Source organism: Bacillus sp. CZDM1, assembly GCF_055502545.1.
Map to the genome: position 1 here is coordinate 163,822 of NZ_JBUESO010000003.1, position 23,251 is coordinate 187,072.

23 protein-coding genes and 1 pseudogene are annotated in these 23,251 nt (G+C 37.2%); 23 read left to right on the plus strand and 1 reads right to left on the minus strand.

Features of this window, described 5'->3' with window-relative positions; genetic code table 11:
* From ACY3XC_RS08530 to ACY3XC_RS08545, 4 genes are all read left to right on the plus strand, one after another.
* A complete protein-coding gene (locus ACY3XC_RS08530; protein WP_464868178.1) occupies positions 1-528 on the plus strand; it encodes a YceD family protein in 528 nt (175 codons plus the stop codon).
* Between the two features lie 82 nt (positions 529-610).
* Positions 611-784, plus strand: a complete 174-nt coding sequence (gene rpmF, locus ACY3XC_RS08535; RefSeq protein WP_063251584.1) for a 50S ribosomal protein L32 — start codon at positions 611-613, stop codon at positions 782-784.
* 100 nt (positions 785-884) lie between these two features.
* Entirely contained in the window at positions 885-1,649 is a 765-nt protein-coding gene (locus tag ACY3XC_RS08540) for an enoyl-CoA hydratase/isomerase family protein (RefSeq protein WP_464868179.1), read from the plus strand.
* 82 nt (positions 1,650-1,731) lie between these two features.
* Entirely contained in the window at positions 1,732-2,355 is a 624-nt protein-coding gene (locus ACY3XC_RS08545; protein WP_464868180.1) for an RsfA family transcriptional regulator, read from the plus strand.
* Between the two features lie 152 nt (positions 2,356-2,507).
* Here ACY3XC_RS08545 and ACY3XC_RS08550 read toward each other — a convergent pair whose 3' ends face one another.
* On the minus strand, positions 2,508-2,984 hold the full coding sequence (locus ACY3XC_RS08550; protein WP_179160939.1) for an N-acetyltransferase: 477 nt from the start codon (positions 2,982-2,984) through the stop codon (positions 2,508-2,510).
* Between the two features lie 315 nt (positions 2,985-3,299).
* Here ACY3XC_RS08550 and ACY3XC_RS08555 point away from each other — a divergent pair, with 315 nt between their 5' ends.
* From ACY3XC_RS08555 to ACY3XC_RS08645, 19 genes and pseudogenes are all read left to right on the plus strand, one after another.
* Positions 3,300-4,208, plus strand: coding sequence for a 2-dehydropantoate 2-reductase (locus tag ACY3XC_RS08555; RefSeq protein ID WP_464868181.1), 909 nt, complete (start codon positions 3,300-3,302; stop codon positions 4,206-4,208).
* A complete protein-coding gene (locus ACY3XC_RS08560) occupies positions 4,205-4,597 on the plus strand; it encodes a DUF3397 domain-containing protein (RefSeq protein ID WP_179160937.1) in 393 nt (130 codons plus the stop codon). Before ACY3XC_RS08555 ends, ACY3XC_RS08560 begins: the two co-directional genes overlap by 4 nt.
* Positions 4,598-4,676: 79 nt before the next feature.
* Complete coding sequence (bshC, locus tag ACY3XC_RS08565) at positions 4,677-6,311, plus strand: bacillithiol biosynthesis cysteine-adding enzyme BshC (protein WP_464868182.1); 1,635 nt, start codon at positions 4,677-4,679, stop codon at positions 6,309-6,311.
* A gap of 153 nt (positions 6,312-6,464) precedes the next feature.
* Positions 6,465-6,896: a division/cell wall cluster transcriptional repressor MraZ gene (mraZ, locus tag ACY3XC_RS08570; RefSeq protein WP_095247750.1), complete on the plus strand. Its 432-nt coding sequence runs from the start codon at positions 6,465-6,467 to the stop codon at positions 6,894-6,896.
* 60 nt (positions 6,897-6,956) lie between these two features.
* Positions 6,957-7,889: a 16S rRNA (cytosine(1402)-N(4))-methyltransferase RsmH gene (rsmH, locus tag ACY3XC_RS08575; protein WP_464868426.1), complete on the plus strand. Its 933-nt coding sequence runs from the start codon at positions 6,957-6,959 to the stop codon at positions 7,887-7,889.
* A gap of 23 nt (positions 7,890-7,912) precedes the next feature.
* Entirely contained in the window at positions 7,913-8,278 is a 366-nt protein-coding gene (ftsL, locus tag ACY3XC_RS08580; protein ID WP_179160934.1) for a cell division protein FtsL, read from the plus strand.
* The gene (locus ACY3XC_RS08585) at positions 8,275-10,512 is read left to right on the plus strand and encodes a penicillin-binding protein (protein ID WP_464868183.1); all 2,238 of its coding nucleotides are present in this window, start codon (positions 8,275-8,277) and stop codon (positions 10,510-10,512) included. Before ftsL ends, ACY3XC_RS08585 begins: the two co-directional genes overlap by 4 nt.
* A gap of 92 nt (positions 10,513-10,604) precedes the next feature.
* Entirely contained in the window at positions 10,605-12,524 is a 1,920-nt protein-coding gene (locus tag ACY3XC_RS08590; RefSeq protein WP_464868184.1) for a stage V sporulation protein D, read from the plus strand.
* A gap of 186 nt (positions 12,525-12,710) precedes the next feature.
* Complete coding sequence (locus tag ACY3XC_RS08595) at positions 12,711-14,171, plus strand: UDP-N-acetylmuramoyl-L-alanyl-D-glutamate--2,6-diaminopimelate ligase (protein ID WP_464868185.1); 1,461 nt, start codon at positions 12,711-12,713, stop codon at positions 14,169-14,171.
* A gap of 2 nt (positions 14,172-14,173) precedes the next feature.
* On the plus strand, positions 14,174-14,629 hold the full coding sequence (locus ACY3XC_RS08600) for a hypothetical protein (protein WP_179160930.1): 456 nt from the start codon (positions 14,174-14,176) through the stop codon (positions 14,627-14,629).
* A 1-nt stretch (position 14,630) separates the two neighbouring features.
* Positions 14,631-15,605, plus strand: a complete 975-nt coding sequence (gene mraY, locus ACY3XC_RS08605) for a phospho-N-acetylmuramoyl-pentapeptide-transferase (protein WP_464868186.1) — start codon at positions 14,631-14,633, stop codon at positions 15,603-15,605.
* Positions 15,606-16,958: a UDP-N-acetylmuramoyl-L-alanine--D-glutamate ligase gene (murD, locus tag ACY3XC_RS08610; RefSeq protein ID WP_464868187.1), complete on the plus strand. Its 1,353-nt coding sequence runs from the start codon at positions 15,606-15,608 to the stop codon at positions 16,956-16,958.
* Positions 16,959-17,046: 88 nt separating this feature from the next.
* Positions 17,047-18,147, plus strand: a complete 1,101-nt coding sequence (spoVE, locus tag ACY3XC_RS08615) for a stage V sporulation protein E (protein ID WP_179160927.1) — start codon at positions 17,047-17,049, stop codon at positions 18,145-18,147.
* 154 nt (positions 18,148-18,301) lie between these two features.
* The gene (gene murG / locus ACY3XC_RS08620; RefSeq protein ID WP_464868188.1) at positions 18,302-19,405 is read left to right on the plus strand and encodes an undecaprenyldiphospho-muramoylpentapeptide beta-N-acetylglucosaminyltransferase; all 1,104 of its coding nucleotides are present in this window, start codon (positions 18,302-18,304) and stop codon (positions 19,403-19,405) included.
* A 63-nt stretch (positions 19,406-19,468) separates the two neighbouring features.
* Positions 19,469-20,377, plus strand: a complete 909-nt coding sequence (murB, locus tag ACY3XC_RS08625) for a UDP-N-acetylmuramate dehydrogenase (protein ID WP_464868189.1) — start codon at positions 19,469-19,471, stop codon at positions 20,375-20,377.
* A 192-nt stretch (positions 20,378-20,569) separates the two neighbouring features.
* Positions 20,570-21,370 carry a cell division protein FtsQ/DivIB gene (locus ACY3XC_RS08630; protein WP_464868190.1) on the plus strand — a complete coding sequence of 267 codons (801 nt, stop codon included), beginning with the start codon at positions 20,570-20,572 and terminating at the stop codon, positions 21,368-21,370.
* Complete coding sequence (locus ACY3XC_RS08635; protein WP_256989261.1) at positions 21,351-22,058, plus strand: DUF881 domain-containing protein; 708 nt, start codon at positions 21,351-21,353, stop codon at positions 22,056-22,058. The genes ACY3XC_RS08630 and ACY3XC_RS08635 overlap by 20 nt, the downstream gene beginning before the upstream one ends.
* Before the next feature lie 49 nt (positions 22,059-22,107).
* Positions 22,108-22,845, plus strand: coding sequence for a DUF881 domain-containing protein (locus ACY3XC_RS08640; protein WP_464868191.1), 738 nt, complete (start codon positions 22,108-22,110; stop codon positions 22,843-22,845).
* A pseudogene (locus ACY3XC_RS08645) lies at positions 22,845-23,230 on the plus strand (small basic family protein). The gene ACY3XC_RS08640 and the pseudogene ACY3XC_RS08645 overlap by 1 nt, the downstream one beginning before the upstream one ends.
* The last annotated feature ends 21 nt before the right edge of the window (positions 23,231-23,251 follow it).

A 23,251-nucleotide genomic window follows, 5' to 3' on the forward strand; every position in this document is an offset into this window, starting at 1 on the left:
TTGAAATGGACATTAAGCCAATTACAAAAATATCGAAACAAGGATTTTCTGATTGATGATACGATTAGAGTTGATGAAATTATTGAAACGGATCCATCGATTCGTGAAGTATCTCCGATGCATATTACCGGTCGGGGTGACATTGATTCAACAAAAGTGACATTTCATTTGAAAATAGAAGGTTATTTAATCTTACCTTGTTCTCGTACTTTAGTGGATGTAAAGCTTCCGATTAATGTCGACACAACTGAAACTTTCCTCTTACAAGGTTCAGAATATGAAACTGAAGAGGAAGTATATCAAGTAAAAGGGGAAGTAATTGATCTAATGCCAGTCATTAGAGAAATCCTTTTACTAGAAGTTCCAATGCAGGTGTTCTGTGAGGATGTTAATCATGAAGATGCTGCACCACAATCCGGTAAGGACTGGGAAGTTGTTCATGATCAAGATCGATCTAAGAAGATTGATCCAAGACTAGCAGGTCTTGCAAAGTTTTTTGACAAAAACAATTCTTCTTCCGAATCATAATCAGCAAAACAAGAAGCAAAGTGAAGAACCAGCATTCCTGGCCTTCATTACTTTCTTAATACTCTTTAAGGAGGTGGGAAGAATGGCTGTACCTTTTAGAAGGACTTCTAAAACTGTAAAAAGAAAACGTCGTACACATTTTAAATTAAACGTACCTGGTATGGTAAGCTGCCCAAACTGTGGTGAAATGAAACTTTCACACCGCGTATGTAAAGCTTGCGGAACATACAAGGGTAAAGACGTTGTTAACGACTAATTTCCATTAGGATAAAGCACAAGGCGCAATATGCCCTTGTGCTTTTGTCGTTACCCGAGATTTTATATACATACAAACAGGAGAGAAAGGTGGAAGCAGCTTGTCATATACCATTGAGAAAAGGGATAGTGGTTATTTATTATTTACAATCGCAAGAAGTGATAAAAGAAATGCGATTAATTATGATGTCATGCAGGGATTAACAGAAGCCATTTCATTAGCTGATGACCCTTCAATTAAGGCGCTTGTTATTACAGGGGAAGGTGACACTGCTTTTTGTTCAGGCGGTGACTTATCTGTATTCCATCAGCTTAAAACAAAAGAAGAGGCCTATGTAATGCTTTCAAAAATGTCAAAAATTCTTATTTCGATTCTGACAATGACGAAACCAACAATTGCTCTTATTAATGGTACGGCCATCGGCGGGGGATGTGAGCTTGCTGCCGCCTGTGATTTCCGTTTAGCGAGAGAAGGGGTAAAAGCTGGATTTGTTCAGGGTAAACAAGCAATTACCACTGGTTGGGGCGGGGGCACGATTTTAGCAGAAAAACTGCCAGCTGCAGGCAGTATGAAACTTTTAATGGAAGCTGATATTCAAACTGCTGAATATTTAAAAGAAGCCGGTTTTATAGACTTTATATATTCAAAGGACCCCATCTCTTCCTGTGAAGCCTATTTGGAGAAACTGTTAGCTGTTGAATTAAGTGTATTAGAATCATATAAAATGATGTGGATTCGAAAATGGAAGGAAAGTAAGCTTCGAGAAAGAATAGAAGAAGAAGTCAATAATTGTAGTGTTCTATGGGAAAGTGATTCCCATCATAGATATGTCCAAAACTTTATTAGTAAAAAAACGAAGAAATAAGAATAAAGACAATCTGTTAATCAGTCTATCTTTTCTAGTAGATGCATATGTATGAATAAAAACACTAGGAGGGATTTGACTTATGTCACCAACTCGCCAAGATGCATGGTCCCAAGATGAAGATTTATTGCTAGCTGAAGTTGTGTTAAGACATATTCGAGAAGGTGGGACACAGCTCCAAGCATTTGAAGAAGTGGGGAAACAGCTGTCTCGAACATCCGCTGCTTGCGGTTTCCGTTGGAATTCGTTTGTAAGGAAGCAATATAAATCAGGAATTGAACTTGCAAAAAAACAGCGGAAGGAATTAAAAAAACAGGGCGTGTCTGCGGAAAAAGATTATCAAAAAGAGTTAACCAATGAAGAGGCGGCATCACCTGCTTCATCCATGAGTGAAAGTGTTACATTCCAATCCGTGCTGCACTTCTTAGATGACCTTCATAAGAAAGCTTCTGCTGCGTCAAGCATCGAGGAGGCGAAAGAGAAGTCTATTCAAAAAATTAAAGATCTTGAAAAGAAATCTTATTCGCTTGCAGCCGAAAATGAAAGATTATCAAAAAACCTAAAAGCAATCGAGGAGGACTACCGTTCTTTAATTGAAATTATGGAAAGAGCACGAAAAATGGTTGTCTTGCAAGAAGAAGATAGACAACAAAAAGTAAAATTTCAAATGGATAAGAACGGAAACCTCGAAAGAGTTGAAAAATAGCAAAAAGCGGACAATTTGTCCGCTTTTCTTTATCTGTCTAGCTACAGCGCCTAGGGGCTCGGGGTCATAAGCCAATCCGTCAAGAAGGTAAAGACCAACCTTCTCGCCGGCTCGTCTTATGCCTGTCGCCCCTGAGCAAGGCGCTTTCGCTTTTATTCGTTATGAGCTGGTTCAACACCTTCGGGATACCATACAAGTGGGTTTTCGCCTCTGTCGCGCTCCATGTCGTATTCAACGTTTGTAAAGTTCATATGCTCCCAAAAGTTTCTTGATTGTACTCTTGGGTTTGTTTTAATTGGGAGACCCAAGCCTTTAGCAAACTCTACAAGTTCCTTCCCATAACCCTTGCCTTGATATTCTGGTAAAACCTCAAGCTTCCATAGTTCTAAATAATTTTGTGGAGGATAGAAATAACGATCAAACTTCGCATTAATTTGATATAGACTCATACGGGCTACTAGTTTGTCTCCGAAATAGATCCCGTAAAAAGGAGAGTCGCTATCATTATCAACCATATTTGCTTCTAAATCCTCGAGCATAGAAAGCTCTTGGATTCCATATTCTTTGAATTTTTTAAATTCCTCTAGTGTTTTAAAATTTACTTTTAATTTTTCAACCTTCATTACCATAATTTAGCCCCCTAAGAATTGGTTTGCATAAGACCTGTATATATTCATTTATTGCTGAATAATATGGAATGGGATTAATGATAAGATTATTCAAAATGAATTATATTTATTATATAACAAATACACGAAAAATTCTTTAAATAATTTGATTGAAGGAAAGCGTTTTCTGAATTTGCGGTATTAAAACGATGTTAATAATAATCTAAAAGTCCCGTTTCGATCTGATCGAAATGGGTTTTTTTCTTTTTTTAGGACAGACTTACAAACTAGTATCTGCTAAAATATTAGTAAAATAGATAAAAATGGGTGGATATCATGAATAATATTGGCATTGTTGGTGCTGGTTCGATAGGATTATTATTCGCGTCATACTTGGCTAAGGCTTTTTCTGTAACACTTTATACTAGGACGAGCGAACAAGCTGAAGTCATCAATCAAAAGGGAGTAATCCTTCAAAATGGCAGAATTCAAAGTCGGGTCAACGTTAAGGCTTTTCCAATTTCAAAGTGGAAGGGTACTGAAGAATTAACGATTATTGCTGTGAAACAATATCAACTTCATTCGATAATTGACCATTTAACTAAATTCGATTGCAGCCCACAAAATCTATTATTTTTACAAAACGGTATGGGTCATTTAAAATTAATTGAAAAAATCGATGCCGCTGCCATTCTTGTTGGGTCCGTTGAGCACGGAGCAAGTAAGGTGAATTCAAATACGGTACGTCACAATGGTGGAGGAGCTGTTAATGCAGCTCTATATAAAGGTAAATCTGAAATTCTAATGGAGCTTGCGGAGGCATGCGCACCTATACATTTTCCTATTACAATCAAAGACAATTATTATCAAATGATGGTAAATAAATTAATTGCTAATGCAGTAATTAATCCTCTAACGGCAATTCTTCAAGTCAAAAACGGGGAATTAATTACAAACACTTTTTATTTTGCTGCCGTGAAAAAACTATTTCTTGAAATTGCCTTTATTTTAAGCTTAGAAGATCCTATTAGGAAGTTTAGAGATATGATTAGAATATGTAAAAAAACAGGTGATAATCAGTCCTCTATGCTAAAAGATTTGGAGGCAGGAAGAAGGACTGAGGTAGACGCGATTCTTGGTTTTTTGTTAGATGAAGCAAATAAACAACAAAAGAAGGCAATAAATATTGAGAATTACTATTATTTATTAAAAGGGAAAGAAAAGGCTAGGGAGGGAGTTAATTGAATTCATTTATTTCATCAATCATCACTATTTTCTTAACAGCACCTCTACTCGGGTTTTTCATCATTTTTGTATTAAATAAGCTAATTACTAAAAACGCTCGAAAGTCTTTTCATAAAGCCTTGGACTACTCAAACATTTTATTTATCTTGGCCGTTCATTTTTTATTAATAACCATCTGGGGAAAATCATTTTTCTGGTTGATCCTGCTATTATTAATTATTATTGCAATGGTTTTTGTGGTAATACATTGGAGAATAAAGGGTGAAATTATCTTTACGAAGGTGTTTAAAGGCTATTGGAGATTTAATTTTCTAATCTTCTTTTTAGCTTATATAACCCTAACTTTATTCGGTATATTGCGGAGTGCGGTAACTTTTACATTTTCCTAAGCAAAGATTTTTTTAATTAGGATAGATGATGTTATACTCATATGGAATGAATACGGTTGATTAGAAAGGAAGTACTTAAATGGAGATTTTAGATCTCTCATTATCAGCAACTAACCGATTTGCTTCTAATTATCTAGAGCAATCTCCTGATATTTTGTCTTTTTTTCATTATCGGTTTAATGACTTTGGCGAAGATCAGAAAAGATTGGATGAATTAAGTAATCGAAGCTTTCCGCGTGAAGAAGTAGCTGATCACATTGAGAAATTTATGGAGCGTTTTCCAACATCAGAGGCAGTAAATAACTCGCTTGCAAAACTAAAACAATTGAATAGTGTAGTTGTCATTGGCGGTCAACAAGCAGGAATACTTACTGGACCTCTTTATTCCATACATAAAATCATTTCAATTATTAAATTGGCTGAGGAAAAAGAGAGACAGCTTGGAATTCCCGTTGTGCCTGTATTCTGGATTGCAGGAGAGGACCATGATTTTCATGAAGTTAATCATCTGTTTATGCCGGTAGAGCAAAGAGTAGACAAATGGTCTTACCCAGAAAAGGTTAAACAAAAGAAGATGGTCTCGGATATTAACCTGAATAAAGAAATTTGCAGGGAATGGGTAAATAATCTTATTGAAAATTTTGGGGAAACGAACCATACAAAACAATTAATTCGTTTTGCTGAAGAAGCGTTATTGAAATCAACTACATTTGTTGACTTTTTTGCCAATATTGTTATGGAACTTTTTAAAGATTATGGCTTATTAATCGTGGATTCAGGTGACAGTAATTTCCGTCTCTTACAAAAAGAAAACTTCTCTAAACAAATTGAACACCATAGGGAAGTTACAAATAATTTACTTGAGCAGCAAAGTGTAATCGGCAAAAATGGGTTTCCTATCACAATTGATTCAACTGAAAAAGCAGCGAATATCTTTTACTGCCATCCAAAATCAAATGAACGTATTTTACTGGAATTTGATCTAGATAGTAATCATTTTGTGGGGAAAAGTGGTGCAGTTTCCTTTTCGAAAGATGAATTAATGGAAATTGCCTGCCAAGATCCTGCAAAACTTAGTAATAATGTGGTGACACGACCCCTAATGCAAGAGTGGCTATTTCCGACACTAGCTTTTATTGCTGGACCGGGTGAAATTTCTTATTGGGCTGAATTAAAGCTTGTTTTTGAGCATTTTAATATAAAAATGCCGCCTATTGTTCCAAGATTAAACATTACCTTGTTGGAAAGAGCCATTGAAAGTGATTTAAATGAGCTGCAATTAGAACTAACCGAGGTTTTAAGCAGGGGTAGTGTCGAAGAAAGAGATCGATATCTTGAGTCCATAAAGGATAAAGAAGTATCTGAACTATTCTCTTCACTAAAATCTCGAGTTTTAAAGCAGTATGAGCTGATTGAAGCGAAAACAAATGAGCTTGACAAGAGTCTGCTGCCGTTATTAAAGAAAAATGAAAACTATCTATTAAAGCAAATCGGATTCATGGAAACAAAGCTGGAAGAATCAGTAAAGTCAAAGTTTGATGTGATTCTTAGTAAGTTTAACCGTATTGATTTATCCTTGCGTCCGGATGGTTTCCCTCAAGAGCGAGTGTGGAATATATTCTATTATTTAAATCAGTATGGAACTAATTTTATTAAAGAATTAATGGAACTTGAATTCGAATTTAATGGTCGGCATAAGGTAATTAAACTTTAGTGAAACTTCACTCCCTGTGAAGTTTCTTTTTTTTTTTGAAAAAGTTTACAGGATAAAAAAGGATTTAAGCTAGTAAGCAAGAATTATTAAAAAATAAGTGGAGGAAAGTGGGGGAATGTGGTACATTTTATATAGAAAGTGGGGGTACCGGGTATGTTTATGGGTGAATACCATCATAGCATTGATATTAAAGGCCGTATGATTGTGCCATCCAAATTCCGCGAAGACCTTGGAGAGATGTTTATCATCACCCGCGGTTTGGATCAATGTTTATTTGGTTACCCATTATCAGAGTGGGCATTGATTGAAGAAAAACTTAAAGGCCTGCCACTGACGAAAAAAGATGCCCGTGCATTTACCCGATTCTTCTTTTCTGGTGCTACCGAAAGTGAACTAGATAAACAAGGAAGAATTAACATTCCTGCACCATTGCTTCAGTATGCAAAATTAGAAAAAGAATGTGTAGTTTTAGGAGTTTCCAATCGAATCGAAATTTGGAGCAAACAGATTTGGGAAGACTATTTCTCGCAGTCCGAAGATTCTTTTGCCGAAATTGCAGAAAATATGATTGGTTTTGATATATAATGGACAAGTTATTCTATTATAGCTCCGTTTTATATCGTTCGATTGGAAAAGGTGATAATGATGTTTGAACATACAACTGTGTTACTAGATGAAGCTGTCAATGGATTGAATATTAAACCAAACGGCATTTATGTTGATTGTACTTTAGGTGGAGCCGGCCACAGTTCCCAGATACTTTCAAAACTTACTAATAACGGAAAATTGTTTGCCTTCGATCAAGACGAAATAGCTATTGCACATGCAAAAGAGAAATTGTCACTCTACGGTGAGCAACTAACAATAATCAAAAGCAATTTCTTATACCTAAAGGAAGAACTTGAAAAGCTAGGGATTGAAAAAGTTGACGGGGTTTTATATGACCTTGGTGTGTCCTCTCCTCAATTAGATACTCCAGAAAGAGGCTTCAGTTATCATCATGATGCACCGCTGGACATGAGAATGGATAATGAAGCGCAAATTTCAGCCTATGATGTCATTAATCATTGGTCTTACGAGGATTTGGTTAGGATCTTTTTTCGCTATGGAGAAGAGAAATTCTCTAAGCAAATTGCCCGAAAAATAGAGGCTAGAAGAGAGAATCAGCCAATTGAAACTACGTTTGAGTTGGTTGACCTGATTAAGGAAGGGATTCCTGCTCCTGCAAGAAGGAAGGGCGGACATCCAGCTAAGAGAATTTTTCAGGCAGTGAGAATCGCCGTCAATGATGAATTGGCTGTTTTCGAGAAATCTTTGCAAAAAGCAATTGATATTCTTAATCCAGGAGGAAGGATAAGTGTAATTACCTTTCACTCATTAGAAGATCGGATTTGTAAGGCCGCTTTTAAGAAAGTAAGTGAAATTCCAGATTTACCACATGGCTTACCTGTGATTCCCGAGGAATTCAAACCTATTATGAAGTTAATTACTAGAAAGCCGATTCTTCCATCAGAAGAAGAATTAGAACATAATAACCGTGCCAGATCTGCAAAGCTTCGTATTGCGGAAAAATTATAAAAAAATTATGTGGAGGGGAAAGAATGAGTAGTCTTGCCAGGAAATTTCAGCAACAGCAGCAAGTAGAACGGACAGTACAGGTTCAGGAACGTACTATTGTAAAAACAAAAAAGCACTGGCTAACACCTGGGGAGAAAATAATCGGAATTGTATTTACAGGGCTGGTTTGTTTTGGTGCCGTCAACCTCATCTCGAATCAAGCAGAAATTTACCAGGTAAATAAGGATATTCAGGGGGTTCAAACCTCGATTAATGAACTTAAAAAGGTAAACAGCGACCTTGAGTTACAAGTAAGTGAACTTAGTTCGTACGAACGAATTTATGAAAAGGCGACACAAATGGGGCTTATAAAAAACGAAAATAACGTCAAGGTTGTGCACGAAAAATGAACAAGAAACAGCCATATATGAATTTCGGAGCAGCCGGATTGTTTGTAGTATTCGGCCTGCTCTTTTTTATATTGCTCTTTAGGTACTTTTCCATTCAATTTACTGGGGAGGTCGGTTCCCAGCCGCTTGCAGCAAAAGCCCAGCAAAAATACAGCAGAACAGGAAATTTGGATGGTGTTAGAGGCGTGATTTATGACCAAAAAGGGGAAGTTATCGCTGAGGATACCACTTCATATACGCTGATTGCCATTTTAGATAAAAAGATGACCACGAATCCAAAAAAGCCTAACCATGTTACGGATCCGGAAAAAACAGCCAGGGAATTATCAAAGTTTATTGATATGGAAGAATCAAAGATTTATAGTAGCTTGACTAAAGATCAGTTTCAGGTTGAATTTGGAAAAGCGGGAAGAGACATTTCTCACCAAACAAAAACAGAAATTGAAGCTCTAAAACTTCCAGGGATTACTTTTAAACGCGACTCAAAAAGGTTTTATCCAAATGGAATTTTTGCTTCTCATCTAGTTGGTTACGCTGACAGAATTGACGAAAAGGATGGAACTTACAATTACGTCGGGAAAATGGGGATTGAACAGTCATTAAACAAAGAGTTAACGGGCAAGGATGGGGAAATCAATTACGAAAGTGATTTATGGGGATACTTGCTTCCAAACGGTGAACAGAAGGTTACCCCTGCCGAGAACGGAAATGATGTCTACTTAACGATTGACAAGAAGATTCAAACATTCTTAGAAGATGCTATGAATAAAGTAGTAGAGGAATATAATCCAAAGAAAATCATCGCTATTGTAGCAGATCCAAAAACAGGTGAAATCTTAGCGATGGGACAAAGACCTTCCTTCCATCCTAAAACGAAGGAAGGGATTGAAAATAGCTGGCATAATGAAGCCGTCGAAACTTCTTTTGAACCAGGTTCAACAATGAAGATTTTCACGCTTGCTGCGGCTATTGAAGAAAAAAAATTTGATCCCAATGAATTATTCCAGTCCGGTTCTTATCGAGTAACATCAAAAGATAAGGCGATACATGACCATAATAGATCTGGATGGGGAACTATTTCCTACCTTGAAGGTGTACAGCGCTCATCGAATGTTGCTTTTGCAAAGCTGGCAAATGAAAAATTAGGTTTTGAAAAATTTCGTGAGTACTTAACTAAATTTGGATTGGATCGCCCAACCGGTATCGACCTTCCAAATGAAACGTCTGGAAAAATTCAATTTACCTGGCCAATTGAAAAAGCAACCACTGCATATGGACAAGGGACAGCGATTACGCCAATCCAGCAAATCCAGGCGGCAACAGCGATTGCAAATATGGGGAAGATGATGAAGCCTCATGTGGTGGACAAAGTCGTTAATCACGACACAGGAGAGATCATTCGTGATACTGCGCCTGAAGTTGTTGAAACACCAATTTCTGCTGAAACCGCAAAGGAAGTACTTGATATTCTTGAAACAGTAGTAACAAATGAAGAAACGGGTACGGGGAATCGATATCAGATTGATGGCTATAGTGTAGCAGGAAAAACAGGAACAGCAAGTATTCCTGATCCTAAGGGCGGTTATTTAGGGGGACAAGAAGATTATATTTTTTCATTTTTAGGCATGGCTCCTGCTGATAATCCGAAATTAGTTGTATATGTTGCTGTTCAACAACCGGAAATAGAGCACTATTCCCTGGGTTCTATTCCAGTTTCAATGGTTTTTAATCCTGTAATGAAAAACAGTTTACACTACTTGAATATTCAACCTTCACAACAAGAAAAAGCCTCTACTTCGAAATTAGATGATTTCGAGGGTGAATCTGTTACAGAAACAATAAAAAAACTTGAGGAACAGGAACTTAAGGCAGTTGTTTTAGGAAAAGGTACAAAAGTAACGGGACAGCTTCCAGCTGCTGGCACAAATATTCTCGAAGGTGAGAAGATTATCCTTCAAACTGATGGAGAGTTGAATGCACCGGATTTTTCAGGGTGGTCACTCAGGGACGTGATGAAGGTTGCAAAACTGACTGGAGTTAAACTAAATTCTACAGGCAGCGGTTATGTGGTTAAGCAAAATTTCAAAGAGGGTGCGCTTTTACGCAAGGGAGATTTTTTAATTGTTGATTTAAAAACCCCAGAAGAAACCTTAAAGTTAGAAGAAGAAAACAAGGAAGTTGATGAAAATAGTGAGTTATCTGAAGAAGTTGCAGAAGATGTCCCGTTTGACTGATAATAGGCTTAAAACGGTATCTGTAATCGTTCTATCCAAATAAGTACAAGCATATAAATGAACGAGTAGGATAAAGGAGGCTCGTTCATTTTATGCGTGTTTCAAATGTAACTGTCCGTAAGAGGTTAATGATTGCATTGTTCGTTGGAATTCTTATCTTTTTAATCATTGATGTCCGACTTGGTTATGTTCAGTTTGTACTGGGTGATATGTTGACCGGTCAAGCTAAAGGTTCTTGGAGTAGAAATATTCCTTTTGAACCAGAGCGCGGCGAGATAATAGACCGTAATGGTGTCCCGTTAGCCACAAATGTTAGTGCCCCAACTGTATATGTAGTACCGAGACAGGTTAAAGACCCTGCTGGAACTTCTGAAAAACTGGCCGCTGTGTTAAATATTCCTAAGGAGAATGCATATCGACAAATTACCCAGGGTGAATCGATTGTAAGGATAAAAGAAGGAAGAAAAATTTCTCATGAAAAAGCAAAAGAAATCAGGGCTTTAGGACTCGAAGGTGTTTATATTGGTGAAGATTCAAAAAGGCATTACCCGTTTGGGAGTTATCTTTCTCATGTTTTAGGATTTTCCGGAGTGGACAACCAGGGGTTAATGGGATTAGAACTTTACTATGATAAAGAGCTAAGCGGTGAAAGAGGATCCGTTAAGTTTTACGCTAATGCCAAAGGTGAAAGAATGGATGATATGGCTGACGACTACGAGCATCCTGTTGATGGTCTTGATTTAAAGCTTACAATAGATACCAAAATTCAAACTATTATTGAGCGAGAGCTTGATATTGCGGAAGCAACATATAATCCAGATGGAATTATTGCGATTGCGATGAATCCAAATAATGGGAAAATTTTAGGGATGTCAAGTAGGCCAACGTTTGACCCAGCAAATTTCAGGAATGTTCCTCAGGAAGTATATAACCGGAATCTTCCCGTGTGGTCAAGCTATGAGCCGGGTTCTACTTTTAAAATAATCACTCTTGCTGCTGCTCTCGAGGAAGGGAAAGTGGATTTAGAAAAAGAACATTTTCATGATCCAGGTTCAGTAGAGGTTGCGGGTGCAAGGCTGAAATGCTGGAAACGAGGCGGCCATGGCAGCCAGACATTTTTAGAAGTCGTCCAAAATTCATGTAACCCGGGATTTGTGGAACTTGGTCAAAGATTAGGTAAAGATAAATTGTTTAAATATATAAAAGATTTTGGTTTTGGGCAGAAAACAGGGATTGATTTAGCTGGTGAAGGTTCAGGGATTCTATTTAATATAGACCGAGTAGGTCCGGTTGAATTAGCAACAACTGCTTTTGGTCAAGGCGTATCAGTAACACCTATTCAACAGGTTGCAGCCGTTGCCGCAGCTGTAAACGGCGGGATTCTTTATAAGCCATATATTGCAGAAGAGTTAATTGATCCTGTCACAAAAGAAATCGTGATGCGAAATACTCCTGTGGAGAAACGAAGAGTAATATCTGAAGAAACGTCTAAGGAAATTCGACATGCCCTGGAGAGTGTTGTTGCACAAGGTACTGGTTTCAGGGCTTTTGTTGACTCCTATCGAATTGGCGGTAAAACAGGAACAGCTCAAAAAGCGCAAAACGGAAGATATTTGGAAAATAACTTTATCGTTTCGTTTATGGGGTTTGCCCCTGCAGATGATCCAGAAATCGTTGTATATGTGGCTGTAGATAATCCCAAAGGCGGACTTATCTTCGGGGGAACCATAAGTGCTCCAATCGTTGGCAGTATAATGAAGGATGGTCTTATGGCAATGGGAGTAAAACCTAGAAAAGATCAAATTGAAAAAGAATTAAGATGGCCGGATACGGCGCCCATTACACTTCCTGACTTAACGGGTTTAACGAAACTTGAGATTACTGAACAGCTGTTAAATCTTAAAATTGATGCAAGTGGTGAAGGTGATATTGTAGTAAGGCAGTCCCCGGAGGCCGGTACAAAAGTAAAAGAAGGTTCAACAATAAGACTTTATTTTGGGAAAGAGGAATAAAGAAAGAGTTAAAAAGTTCTATCAGTTAGGCGGCCGGAATGATTTCCGCCGCCTGTTTTTTTGAAAAACCAAAGGATAAATGGAATTCTACTTGGTTTTGCTGTAAAATAAGGTGAATCTTTTTAAGAAGAAATTTTCATGTAAAAAATTGTTATTTTTGCAAAAGGCAAGAGAGGATTTGAGATTATGAAACTACATGATTTACTTCAACATTTGCACCCCCTCGTTCCTTATCAAGGGACGGATCCTGAAATTACATCGATTGAAAATGACAATCGTAAGGTGCAAAAGGGAAGTTTATTTATTTGTATTAAAGGATATACCGTCGATGGACATGATTATGCTGAATCTGCAGTGAATAATGGAGCTGCCGCAGTACTAGCTGAGCGGGCACTAGCTCTTTCTGTACCAGTCATAATTGTTAAGGATGCAACTAGAGCGATGGCAGTATTAGCTGATGCTTTTTATAACCATCCAACAAAAAAGCTGCATTTAATCGGAATCACAGGTACCAACGGGAAAACAACTACCAGTCATCTAATCGAAAAAATATTTTCTGATGTAAATCGGAGCACAGGGTTAATAGGAACCATGTATACAAAAATAGGCTGCCAGAAGATTGAAACTAAAAATACAACGCCAGAAAGTTTAATCCTTCAAAAAGGTTTCCAACAAATGCTTGATGCTGGTGTAGATACAGCAATAATGGAGGTTTCATCACATGCCTTACATATGGGGAGAGTCCATGGTTGTGACTACGATATAGCAGTTTTTACGAACCTGACTCAAGATCATTTAGATTACCATAAAACAATGGATGACTATAGGCACGCTAAGAGTTTATTATTTTCCCAGCTTGGAAACTCATTCGACGTGAATAAACCTAAATTCGCAATTTTAAATGCTGATGACTCTGCTTCTGAAATGTATCGAAAATCTACGGCGGCTCATGTTGTGACCTACGGAATTGATAATGAGGCAGATTTTCATGCTAGAAATATTAAGATGACTTCTGCGGGGACTTCATTTGAAATAGTATTAAAAGAGAAGAGTTATCCAATCAACATACAGTTAATTGGAAAGTTTAGTGTTTATAATGTTTTGGCTAGTATCGCTGCTGCTTTTGTTTCAAATATTTCGATGGAGGTAATTATTGAATCTATTGAAAGTGTTAAAGGGGTAGACGGAAGATTTGAGCTTGTAAATGCAGGACAAGATTTTACAGTTATTGTTGATTATGCGCATACACCAGATAGCTTAGAAAATGTGTTGAAAACGATTCGAAGCTTTGCGAAAAAGAGGGTTTTTGTAATCGTTGGATGTGGTGGCGACCGGGATAAAACAAAACGGCCTTTGATGGCAGAAATTGCCTGTCGTTATGGTACAGATCCTATTTTTACCTCGGATAACCCTAGAAGTGAAGACCCTATAGCAATATTAGGAGATATGGAAAATGGTGCCACAGGGGAAAGCTACATCACCATTCCAGATAGAAAAGAGGCAATTGTTAACGCAATTAACCAGGCTGCTGAGGGTGATGTAATCCTAATTGCAGGTAAAGGTCACGAAACATACCAGATAATTGGCAGTAATGTTTATGATTTTGATGACCGAGTCGTTGCTCGGGAAGCTATCGAGGAGAGATAGAAATGTATTTAGCTTTTAATGATTTAGTAACATTATTCCCAGACTTTAAAGGTGTAAAAGAGGCGGATCATTTATATTTTATGGTTTCTGACAGTGCAGGTATAGTGCAGACAAGAGGTTTATTTATCCCATTAAGCGATGATTCAGGGGAACTTTTAGATGCCATCGCAAATGGAGCCATTGCAGCGGTTTGGGATAAAAAGAAACAGATACCTAAATATACTCCAAATCACTTTCCCATCTTTTTTACTGAAAATCTGACCTCAGGAGTCCTAGATCTTTTACGATTTTATTTTGAAAAAATAGACGGAGATAATAGAGAGAAAATGAATATGACCAATTTCGCATTTTTTAATAAAAAACTTCTCAAAGAAAATAAAGAAACATATGATATAGCTGTAATGTTGGAAAAGATATCTATGAAGAATTCGAATAATAATGTAGAAGGGAGGGGATAAAATGCTGGAGCAAGTTATTTTTTTCACAATTTTAATGGGCTTCCTGATTACCGTATTGCTTTCTCCAATTTTTATTCCCTTCTTAAGAAGGTTGAAATTTGGACAAAGCATTAGGGAGGAAGGTCCCAAATCCCACCAAGTAAAAACAGGTACCCCAACGATGGGCGGAATCATGATATTATTTTCCATTATTATAACCACTCTTGTCATGACTGGAAAGTTTTCTGAACCGACTGTTAAAACCTATTTACTTATTCTTGTGACATTTGGATTTGGTTTACTTGGATTTTTGGATGATTTTATCAAAGTCGCATTAAAGCGTAATTTAGGTTTAACTTCTAGACAAAAACTTTTAGGGCAAATTATTATTTCAGTTATTTTTTATCTTGTTTATAAAGAAAATGGTTTTCCTACGGAAATCACTATCCCAGGTAGTGGTTACTCCATTGAATTAGGCTGGTTTTTTGTATTTTTCATTGTTTTTTGGCTTGTAGGGTTCTCAAATGCAGTCAATTTGACAGATGGACTCGATGGATTACTTTCAGGGACTGCCGCGATTGCTTTTGGTGCCTATGCTGTCCTTGCTTGGAATCAATCGCAAATGGAAGTGGCAATTTTTTCAGTTGCAGTAGCTGGGGCTGTTCTAGGGTTCCTAGTTTTTAATGCCCACCCTGCAAAGGTGTTTATGGGTGATACCGGGTCACTCGCACTTGGTGGTGCGATTGCTACCATAGCAATTTTAACAAAGTTAGAATTATTGTTGATCATTATAGGTGGAGTATTTGTCATTGAAACCTTGTCTGTTATTTTGCAGGTTATCTCTTTTAAAACAACAGGTAAAAGGATTTTTCGAATGAGTCCGCTCCATCACCATTACGAGCTGCTTGGCTGGTCTGAGTGGAAGGTTGTTGTTACATTTTGGAGTGTTGGTTTAATATTAGCGATACTAGGTATCTATATTGAGGTGTGGTTATAATTGAAGCAGATAAATACGTATCTTCATAAAAAAATTCTTGTCCTTGGGCTGGCCAAAAGCGGGGTAACTGCTGCTGCTCTATTACATAAGCTTGGTGCATTCGTGACGGTAAATGATAAAAAACCATTATCAGAAAATCCAGAGGCGCGAGGGTTATTAGAGCAAGGTATTAAAGTCATTTGTGGTGAGCATCCTGTTGAACTGCTTGATGAAGGATTCGAACTCATCGTTAAAAATCCCGGTATTCCTTATCAAAACCCAATCATTGAAGGCGCTATTGAGAAGGGAATACCTGTATTAACTGAGGTGGAGCTTGCTTATCAAATATCTGAAGCACCTTTCATTGGTATAACCGGTACAAATGGAAAAACGACCACGACAACGTTAATTTTTGAAATGTTGAATGCAGGTAATAAGATGCCTTTAATTGCCGGTAATATTGGAACGGTAGCTTCTGGTGTAGCAGAAGAGGCGACTGCGGAAAATAATATCGTTATCGAGTTATCATCCTTTCAATTAATGGGGATAGAAACATTCAATCCTAAGATAGCCATTATTACGAATTTATATGATGCTCACTTAGATTATCACGGTAATAGAGCAGAGTATTTTAAAGCAAAAGCGAATATAACCAAAAATCAAAGTGCAGCAGAGTACTTTATTTATAATGCAGATCAGCAGGAAGTGAGGGAAATTGCTGAACAATCCCGAGCTGCTGCTATACCATTTTCGACAAAGCGTGTGATTATGGAAGGTGCTTACATTAATGAGGGCTGGATTTGTTTTAAAGGCGAGAAAGTAATGTTAGTAGATGAAATCGCACTTCCTGGTGTTCATAATCTAGAAAATATCTTATCCGCTATGGCAGCTGCAAAGTTAACCGGTGTTAAGAATGAGTCCATACAAAGTGTTCTTAGAACGTTTACAGGGGTTAAACACCGTCTACAGTACGTATCAGAAATTGCGGACAGAAAGTTTTATAATGACTCAAAGGCAACAAATATACTTGCAACTATACCCGCGTTACAAGCTTTTAAAAATCCAATTATTCTGCTTGCTGGCGGCCTTGATCGCGGAAATGAATTTGATGAGTTAATCCCATATTTGAAAAATGTGAAAGCATTAATTACTTTTGGTCAAACTGCAGCGAAAATTCAGCGAGTTGGGGAAGAAGCAGGAATAAAACAAATTAACACTGTCGATAATGTTGAAAAGGCCGTGCCTGTTGCTTTTGAATATTCAGAACCAGGTGACGTTATTTTGTTATCTCCTGCATGTGCAAGCTGGGATCAATATAAAAGTTTTGAAGTCAGGGGAGACATTTTTATCGAAGCGGTGCATAAGCTTAAGTAAGGGCTTGTCCAACGAAAAGCGGAAGCGACTTTGTCGCTGGAGCTGGGCAACATCGAAGCCCTAAAACTTGCTATTCGAGGTGTTAGGTGTGCCGACAAAGAGAACAACTCCTGATTTTATATTATTAATTTGTACATTTACGTTATTAGCAGTAGGGCTTATTATGGTTTATAGTGCAAGTGCGGTATGGGCGGAATATAAATTTGATGACTCGTTCTTCTTTGCAAAAAGACAAACGCTATTTGCGGGTGTTGGAATAGCAGCCATGTTTTTTATCATGAATATTAATTATTGGACATGGAGAGAATGGTCAAAGGTCATTTTGATAACATGCTTTGTGCTGCTAATACTCGTACTCATTCCAGGGGTTGGTAATGTTCGAAATGGTTCGCGAAGCTGGATTGGCGTAGGTGCCTTCTCCGTTCAGCCATCGGAATTTATGAAGCTTGCTATGATTGCTTTTTTAGCGAAGTTTCTTTCTGAGAGACAGAAGTTGATCACCTCCTTTAAAAAAGGGCTGGTGCCTTCTTTAGGCCTTGTATTTATTGCCTTTGCCTTGATTATGCTACAGCCAGATTTAGGTACTGGAACAGTAATGATTGGCACCTGTGTAGTGATGATATTTATTGCAGGTGCTAGAGTTGGACACTTTGCTTTATTAGGTTTAATCGGATTAGCAGGATTTGTTGGTTTGGTTGCTTCTGCACCCTATAGGATGAAAAGGATCACCTCTTTCTTAGACCCTTGGCAAGACCCTTTGGGTAGTGGTTTTCAAATTATCCAATCGCTCTATGCAATTGGTCCTGGCGGCTTATTCGGTCTTGGACTTGGTGAAAGCAGACAGAAGTTCTTTTACTTGCCTGAACCACAAACTGACTTCATTTTTGCAATATTAGCAGAAGAACTAGGTTTTATTGGCGGTTCCTTCATTATTCTCTTATTTGCATTGTTGTTATGGAGAGGAATACGTATCGCCCTAGGGGCACCCGATTTATATGGAAGCTTTCTGGCAGTTGGAATCATTTCAATGGTCGCCATTCAAGTTATGATAAACGTCGGAGTAGTAACTGGTTTAATGCCTGTTACTGGAATCACTCTTCCCTTCCTAAGTTATGGCGGATCATCCCTAACCTTAATGTTGATGGCTATAGGTGTTTTATTAAACATTAGCCGTTATTCTAGATATTAATTTACCCTGTTTTGATGCAGGGTTCTTTTTATTTATTTCCTTTATTAGTTTACAATTAGATAACATTCTTTTTGCAATCCTTACGTTCTGTTAATTTTATAGTAAGATAGGATAAGAAATGAGCGTAAAGCATTTTTTAATTTGAGGTGGACATATGAAAATAGTAGTAAGCGGCGGTGGAACTGGAGGACATATTTATCCAGCTCTTGCACTCATAAGGGAAATACAAAAAGAAAATAAAGATGCGCAAGTTTTATACATAGGAACAAAGAGCGGGCTGGAGAGTACATTAGTTCCTCGGGAAAAGATACCTTTTAAATCCATCCATATTACCGGATTCAAAAGAAAATTATCCTTGGATAATATCAAAACGATTTTAAGATTTTTAAAAGGTGCTAGGGACAGTAAAAAAATGTTAAAAGAATTCCAGCCTGATATTGTAATTGGAACAGGTGGTTATGTCTGTGGGCCGGTTGTATATGCAGCTGCTAAATTAAATATTCCAACCATTGTCCACGAGCAGAATAGTGTTCCTGGGTTAACTAATAAATTTTTAAGCAGATACGTTAACAAGATTGCTATTTGTTTTGAGGAGGCAAGAGAATATTTTCCAAAGCAGAAAGTAGTGTTTACGGGTAACCCTCGGGCTTCCGAAGTCATTGGGCAAGATGGCATTAGGGGAAGGCTTTCGACAGGATTAAGTACGACAATGCCAGCAGTATTAATTTTCGGGGGCAGTCGTGGTGCAAGACCCATCAATGATGCTGTAGTTAAGGCGCTCTCTGAATTTGGTGAAAAGCCCTATCAAGTACTCTATATTACGGGTGATGTTCATTATGCTGATGTACAAAAAGAAGCTGAACTTGTTGGGAATCCGAAAAACGTTGTGATTAAGCCTTTTATTCATAACATGCCTGAGGTTCTAGCTGGGATTGACTTAGTTGTCTCAAGAGCTGGTGCAACGACACTTGCTGAAATCACTTCATTAGGAATTCCGAGTATTCTCGTGCCAAGCCCTTATGTTACGAATAATCATCAAGAAAAAAATGCAAGGTCACTAAGTGATCACGGAGCAGCAGAATTACTAATCGAGAAAGACTTAAATAGCAAAAGTCTCATTCAACATATTGACAAAATCCTGTTAGACCAAGAAAATCTAAAAATGATGAAAACAAAAGCAAAAAATTTAGGGGTGCCGGACTCTGCTGATAGGCTATATAAACTAATGAAACAGCTAGTCCAAGGAAAACAAAAGTAGCCCAATACAGTTTTCAGCATAAACTAAAACTATACGTTTGTTTTGAAAGATAGGGTGATAGGAATGGACGGATTATTAATAGAAATTCAAGAATTAAATATTGGCAAAGTGAAAAGAAATGAACTGCTATCCCAGCATACAACCATGAAAATTGGAGGTCCAGCTGATCTCTTTATTGAACCATCATCATTGGAAAATATTCAAAAAGTAATGACCTTCATTAAGGAGCGTCAACTTCCTTGGAGAGCTATTGGCAGAGGATCAAATCTTCTTGTTTCTGATAAGGGGATTGAAGGTGTTGTAATAAAATTAGGTTCTGGGTTAAACCATCTATCCATTAATGAGTCCACTATTACGGTTGGAGGAGGACATTCTTTAGTCAGCTTATCAACATTAATTTCAAAGAAGGGCTTGTCTGGACTTGAATTTGCAAGTGGTATTCCTGGATCAGTTGGTGGAGCAGTATACATGAACGCAGGAGCACATGGTTCAGATATTAGTAAGATTTTAACAAAGGCACACATATTGTTTGAAGACGGGTCCATTGAATGGTTGTCTAATGATGAAATGGAGTTCACCTATAGAACTTCGGTCCTTCAAAAGAAACGTCCTGGTATCGTACTTGAAGCGGAATTTAAGCTGACAATGGGTGATAGGACTGCTATTGTTTCGCAAATGCAAAAAAACAAAGATTATCGTAAAGAAACGCAGCCATGGAATTTTCCATGTGCAGGAAGTATTTTTCGTAACCCGCTGCCAAATTATGCCGGTAAATTAATAGAGGAAGCCGGGTTAAAAGGTTTCCAAATTGGCGGAGCAAAAATATCTGAAATGCACGGAAATTTTATTGTAAATGCCGGTAATGCAACTGCCAAGGATGTACTAGATTTAATTCAGTATATTAAAGATAAAATTGAACATTTATTTGGAGTTAAAATGGAAACTGAGGTAGAAATTATTGGTCGAAAGTAATAAGAATTAGTCGTACTTATTACAAATTTTGTGGTATAATTACTCATTATAAATATGGAAAAAAACTGAGAAAATGAATGACGGCATGATTTTTCGTGCCGTTGTTTTCGCTTTTTAGGCAGGAAAAGCGGGTAGATATCATAGGTTTTCTTTTAGGACATGCTAAGCGTTATTCTTAATGGAGGGAAGTGTATGGATAAAGGTAAGATTGTCGCTATTGAGGATAGAATTCCAAAGCTTAAAGAGCAAAGACGTCGTAAAGCCAACAGAAGGCTTATTTTTCTTCTATTTTTGTTCTTTACCATGATTGCCATCGTCGCTTATGTACAGTCGCCATTAAGTCATGTTAAAAAGATAACCATTAAAGGTAATGATCTACTGTCAACAAATGAAATAATCAGTACCAGTCATTTATCAAAAAAGACAAATATTTGGAGTGTAAAGGAAGATTCAATTGCTATAAATCTCCAAAAGGTGAATGTTATTAAAGAGGCAAAGGTAAAAATTGTATGGCCTAATACAGTAATGATTGAGATTGAGGAACGAAAAAAAATTGCATATCTCGAGTCAGATAACTCCTATTACCCTGTTATGGAAAACGGAAAAATCCTTAAGGATAGGGTAGTGGCTGAACTACCTGTCAATGCACCCATTCTCTTTAAATTTAAAGAGGGAGCTATCCTTAAAGAAATGGTCTCTGCCCTTGAAGAGCTTCCGGATGAGGTTCTAAACGCAATCTCTGAAGTACATTATACCCCGAAAAAAACGGATCAATATCATATTTCTTTATTCATGAATGATGGTTTTGAAGTAAGTGCCACATTACGAAGTTTTTCGGAAAAAATGATCCATTATCCTTCAATCATTAGCCAATTAGATCCGAATAAAAAGGGGATTATCGATTTAGAGGTAGGTTCATATTTTAAGGCCTATGAATTGGAAGCGGACGAATCGGAGGAATCAGAAATTGAGAATGATAAAGGTGAAGGGTAAGCATGTAATATTATCCCTTGTATGCCTTGTTCTTGGGTTTATGATTGCATTTTCTTATCACTTTACTCAAAAAGAAATAAAGCAAAAAAACACAAATTTAACAAGTAAACAATGGGAAAAAACCTTAGACCTAAGAAATCAACTAATAGAGATTGAGGAATTGAATCGGAGATTACAAAAAGAATTAAACCGGAAGCAAGATAAGGTATTAGAAAACGAAAAAGATCTTTCAAAAGAAGCGGAAGCCTATTCAAACCTTGCTGAAGATGCAGAAAAATACCGAATGTTCTTAGGTAAAGTTAAGGTTAAGGGACAAGGTGTAATGGTACAGCTGTCAGACGGGGCCTACGATCCAAAGGAAGAAAATATTAATAACTATCTGGTCCATGAACACCATGTTTTTAAAGTTATTAATGAACTTTACATCTCAGGGGCTGCTGCCATTGCCATTAATGGCCAGAGATTAACAAGCCAGTCTTATATACTATGTGACGGACCTGTTATTACGGTTGATGGAATTCAACATCCAGCACCGTTTGTCATTACAGCTATTGGTGACTCTGAGGTATTGGCATCTGCATTAAACCTTACCGGTGGTGTGAAGGATCAACTAGTTAACGATAATATTGTCTTTACCCTGGAAAAACAGAACGAAATTATTCTGAATCCCATCTTAGGAAATTCATAGAAATTAAATATGTCCACATTAGATAAATTTAAAAGGTAAGGTGAAAAAAGTGGACAAGCAAAAAAAAAATATTAGTTTTATTGCAATATCCACAGTAATTGGTTTTATGATTGCCATTCAGTTTCAAACTGTAAAAGAACCGGTCGAACGCGATACTCGTGATTTGTGGCAGCTGCGGGAGGCTTTGCTCCAAGAAAAGGAATTGCAATCAGAGTTGGTAAGTGAAATTAGATCCATTGAAGAAAAATTACTTGCCTATGATTCCAAGCAAAAGCAAAGTAAGGAACAGGCTTTAATAGATACGATTGAAGAACTGAAAATTGAAGCCGGATTGACGGAGGTTCAAGTTCCAGGTTTAAAGTTGAAAATTGACCCTATTTTGGAGGAAATCCAAATTGGAGCACCGGTTTCAAAGGAAATTTCACCTGAACTGTTAAAAAGATTATTGAATGAATTGAATATGTATGACGCCATGTATATATCAGTAGATGGTCAAAGAATTATCAATACTACGGTCATAAGAGATATCAATAATGAAACAAAAATTGATGGTCATGCATTAACAAGTTTACCAATAGAAGTTAGGGTCGGTGTAGAAAGTATTGAAACAGCTGAAAAATTATACAATCGGATAAAAGCCTCAAAAGCAACGGAGGAATTTTTCACTGAAAACCTTAAGCTGATTATTTCTGAACCAACCCCTGAGGTTACCATCCCCGCATATGATAATCCTATCCGGATTCGATATTTAGAGTCATTGAAAGCGAATGAAGGAGGGAATACATAATGTGGCTGCCTTTATTAGGATTAATTATTGGAGTACTCCTTGGTCTATTAACAGATATAAGGATTCCGGAAGAATATTCTAATTATCTATCAATTGCAGTTCTGGCAGCGCTTGATACATTATTTGGCGGCATAAGAGCGCAACTGCAAAATATTTATGATGAAAAAGTTTTTGTTTCTGGATTCTTTTTTAATATTTTACTTGCTGCAAGTTTAGCTTTTCTAGGCGTTCATCTTGGTGTAGACTTGTATTTAGCAGCTGTTTTCGCCTTTGGTGTACGCTTATTTCAAAATATAGCTGTAATAAGAAGAATATTATTGACAAAATGGTCAACAAGCAAAGAAAAAATAGAAAAAATTTGATTTTTTTAAAGGGAATTATTTAGTTGTGACGAATAATTTTATAA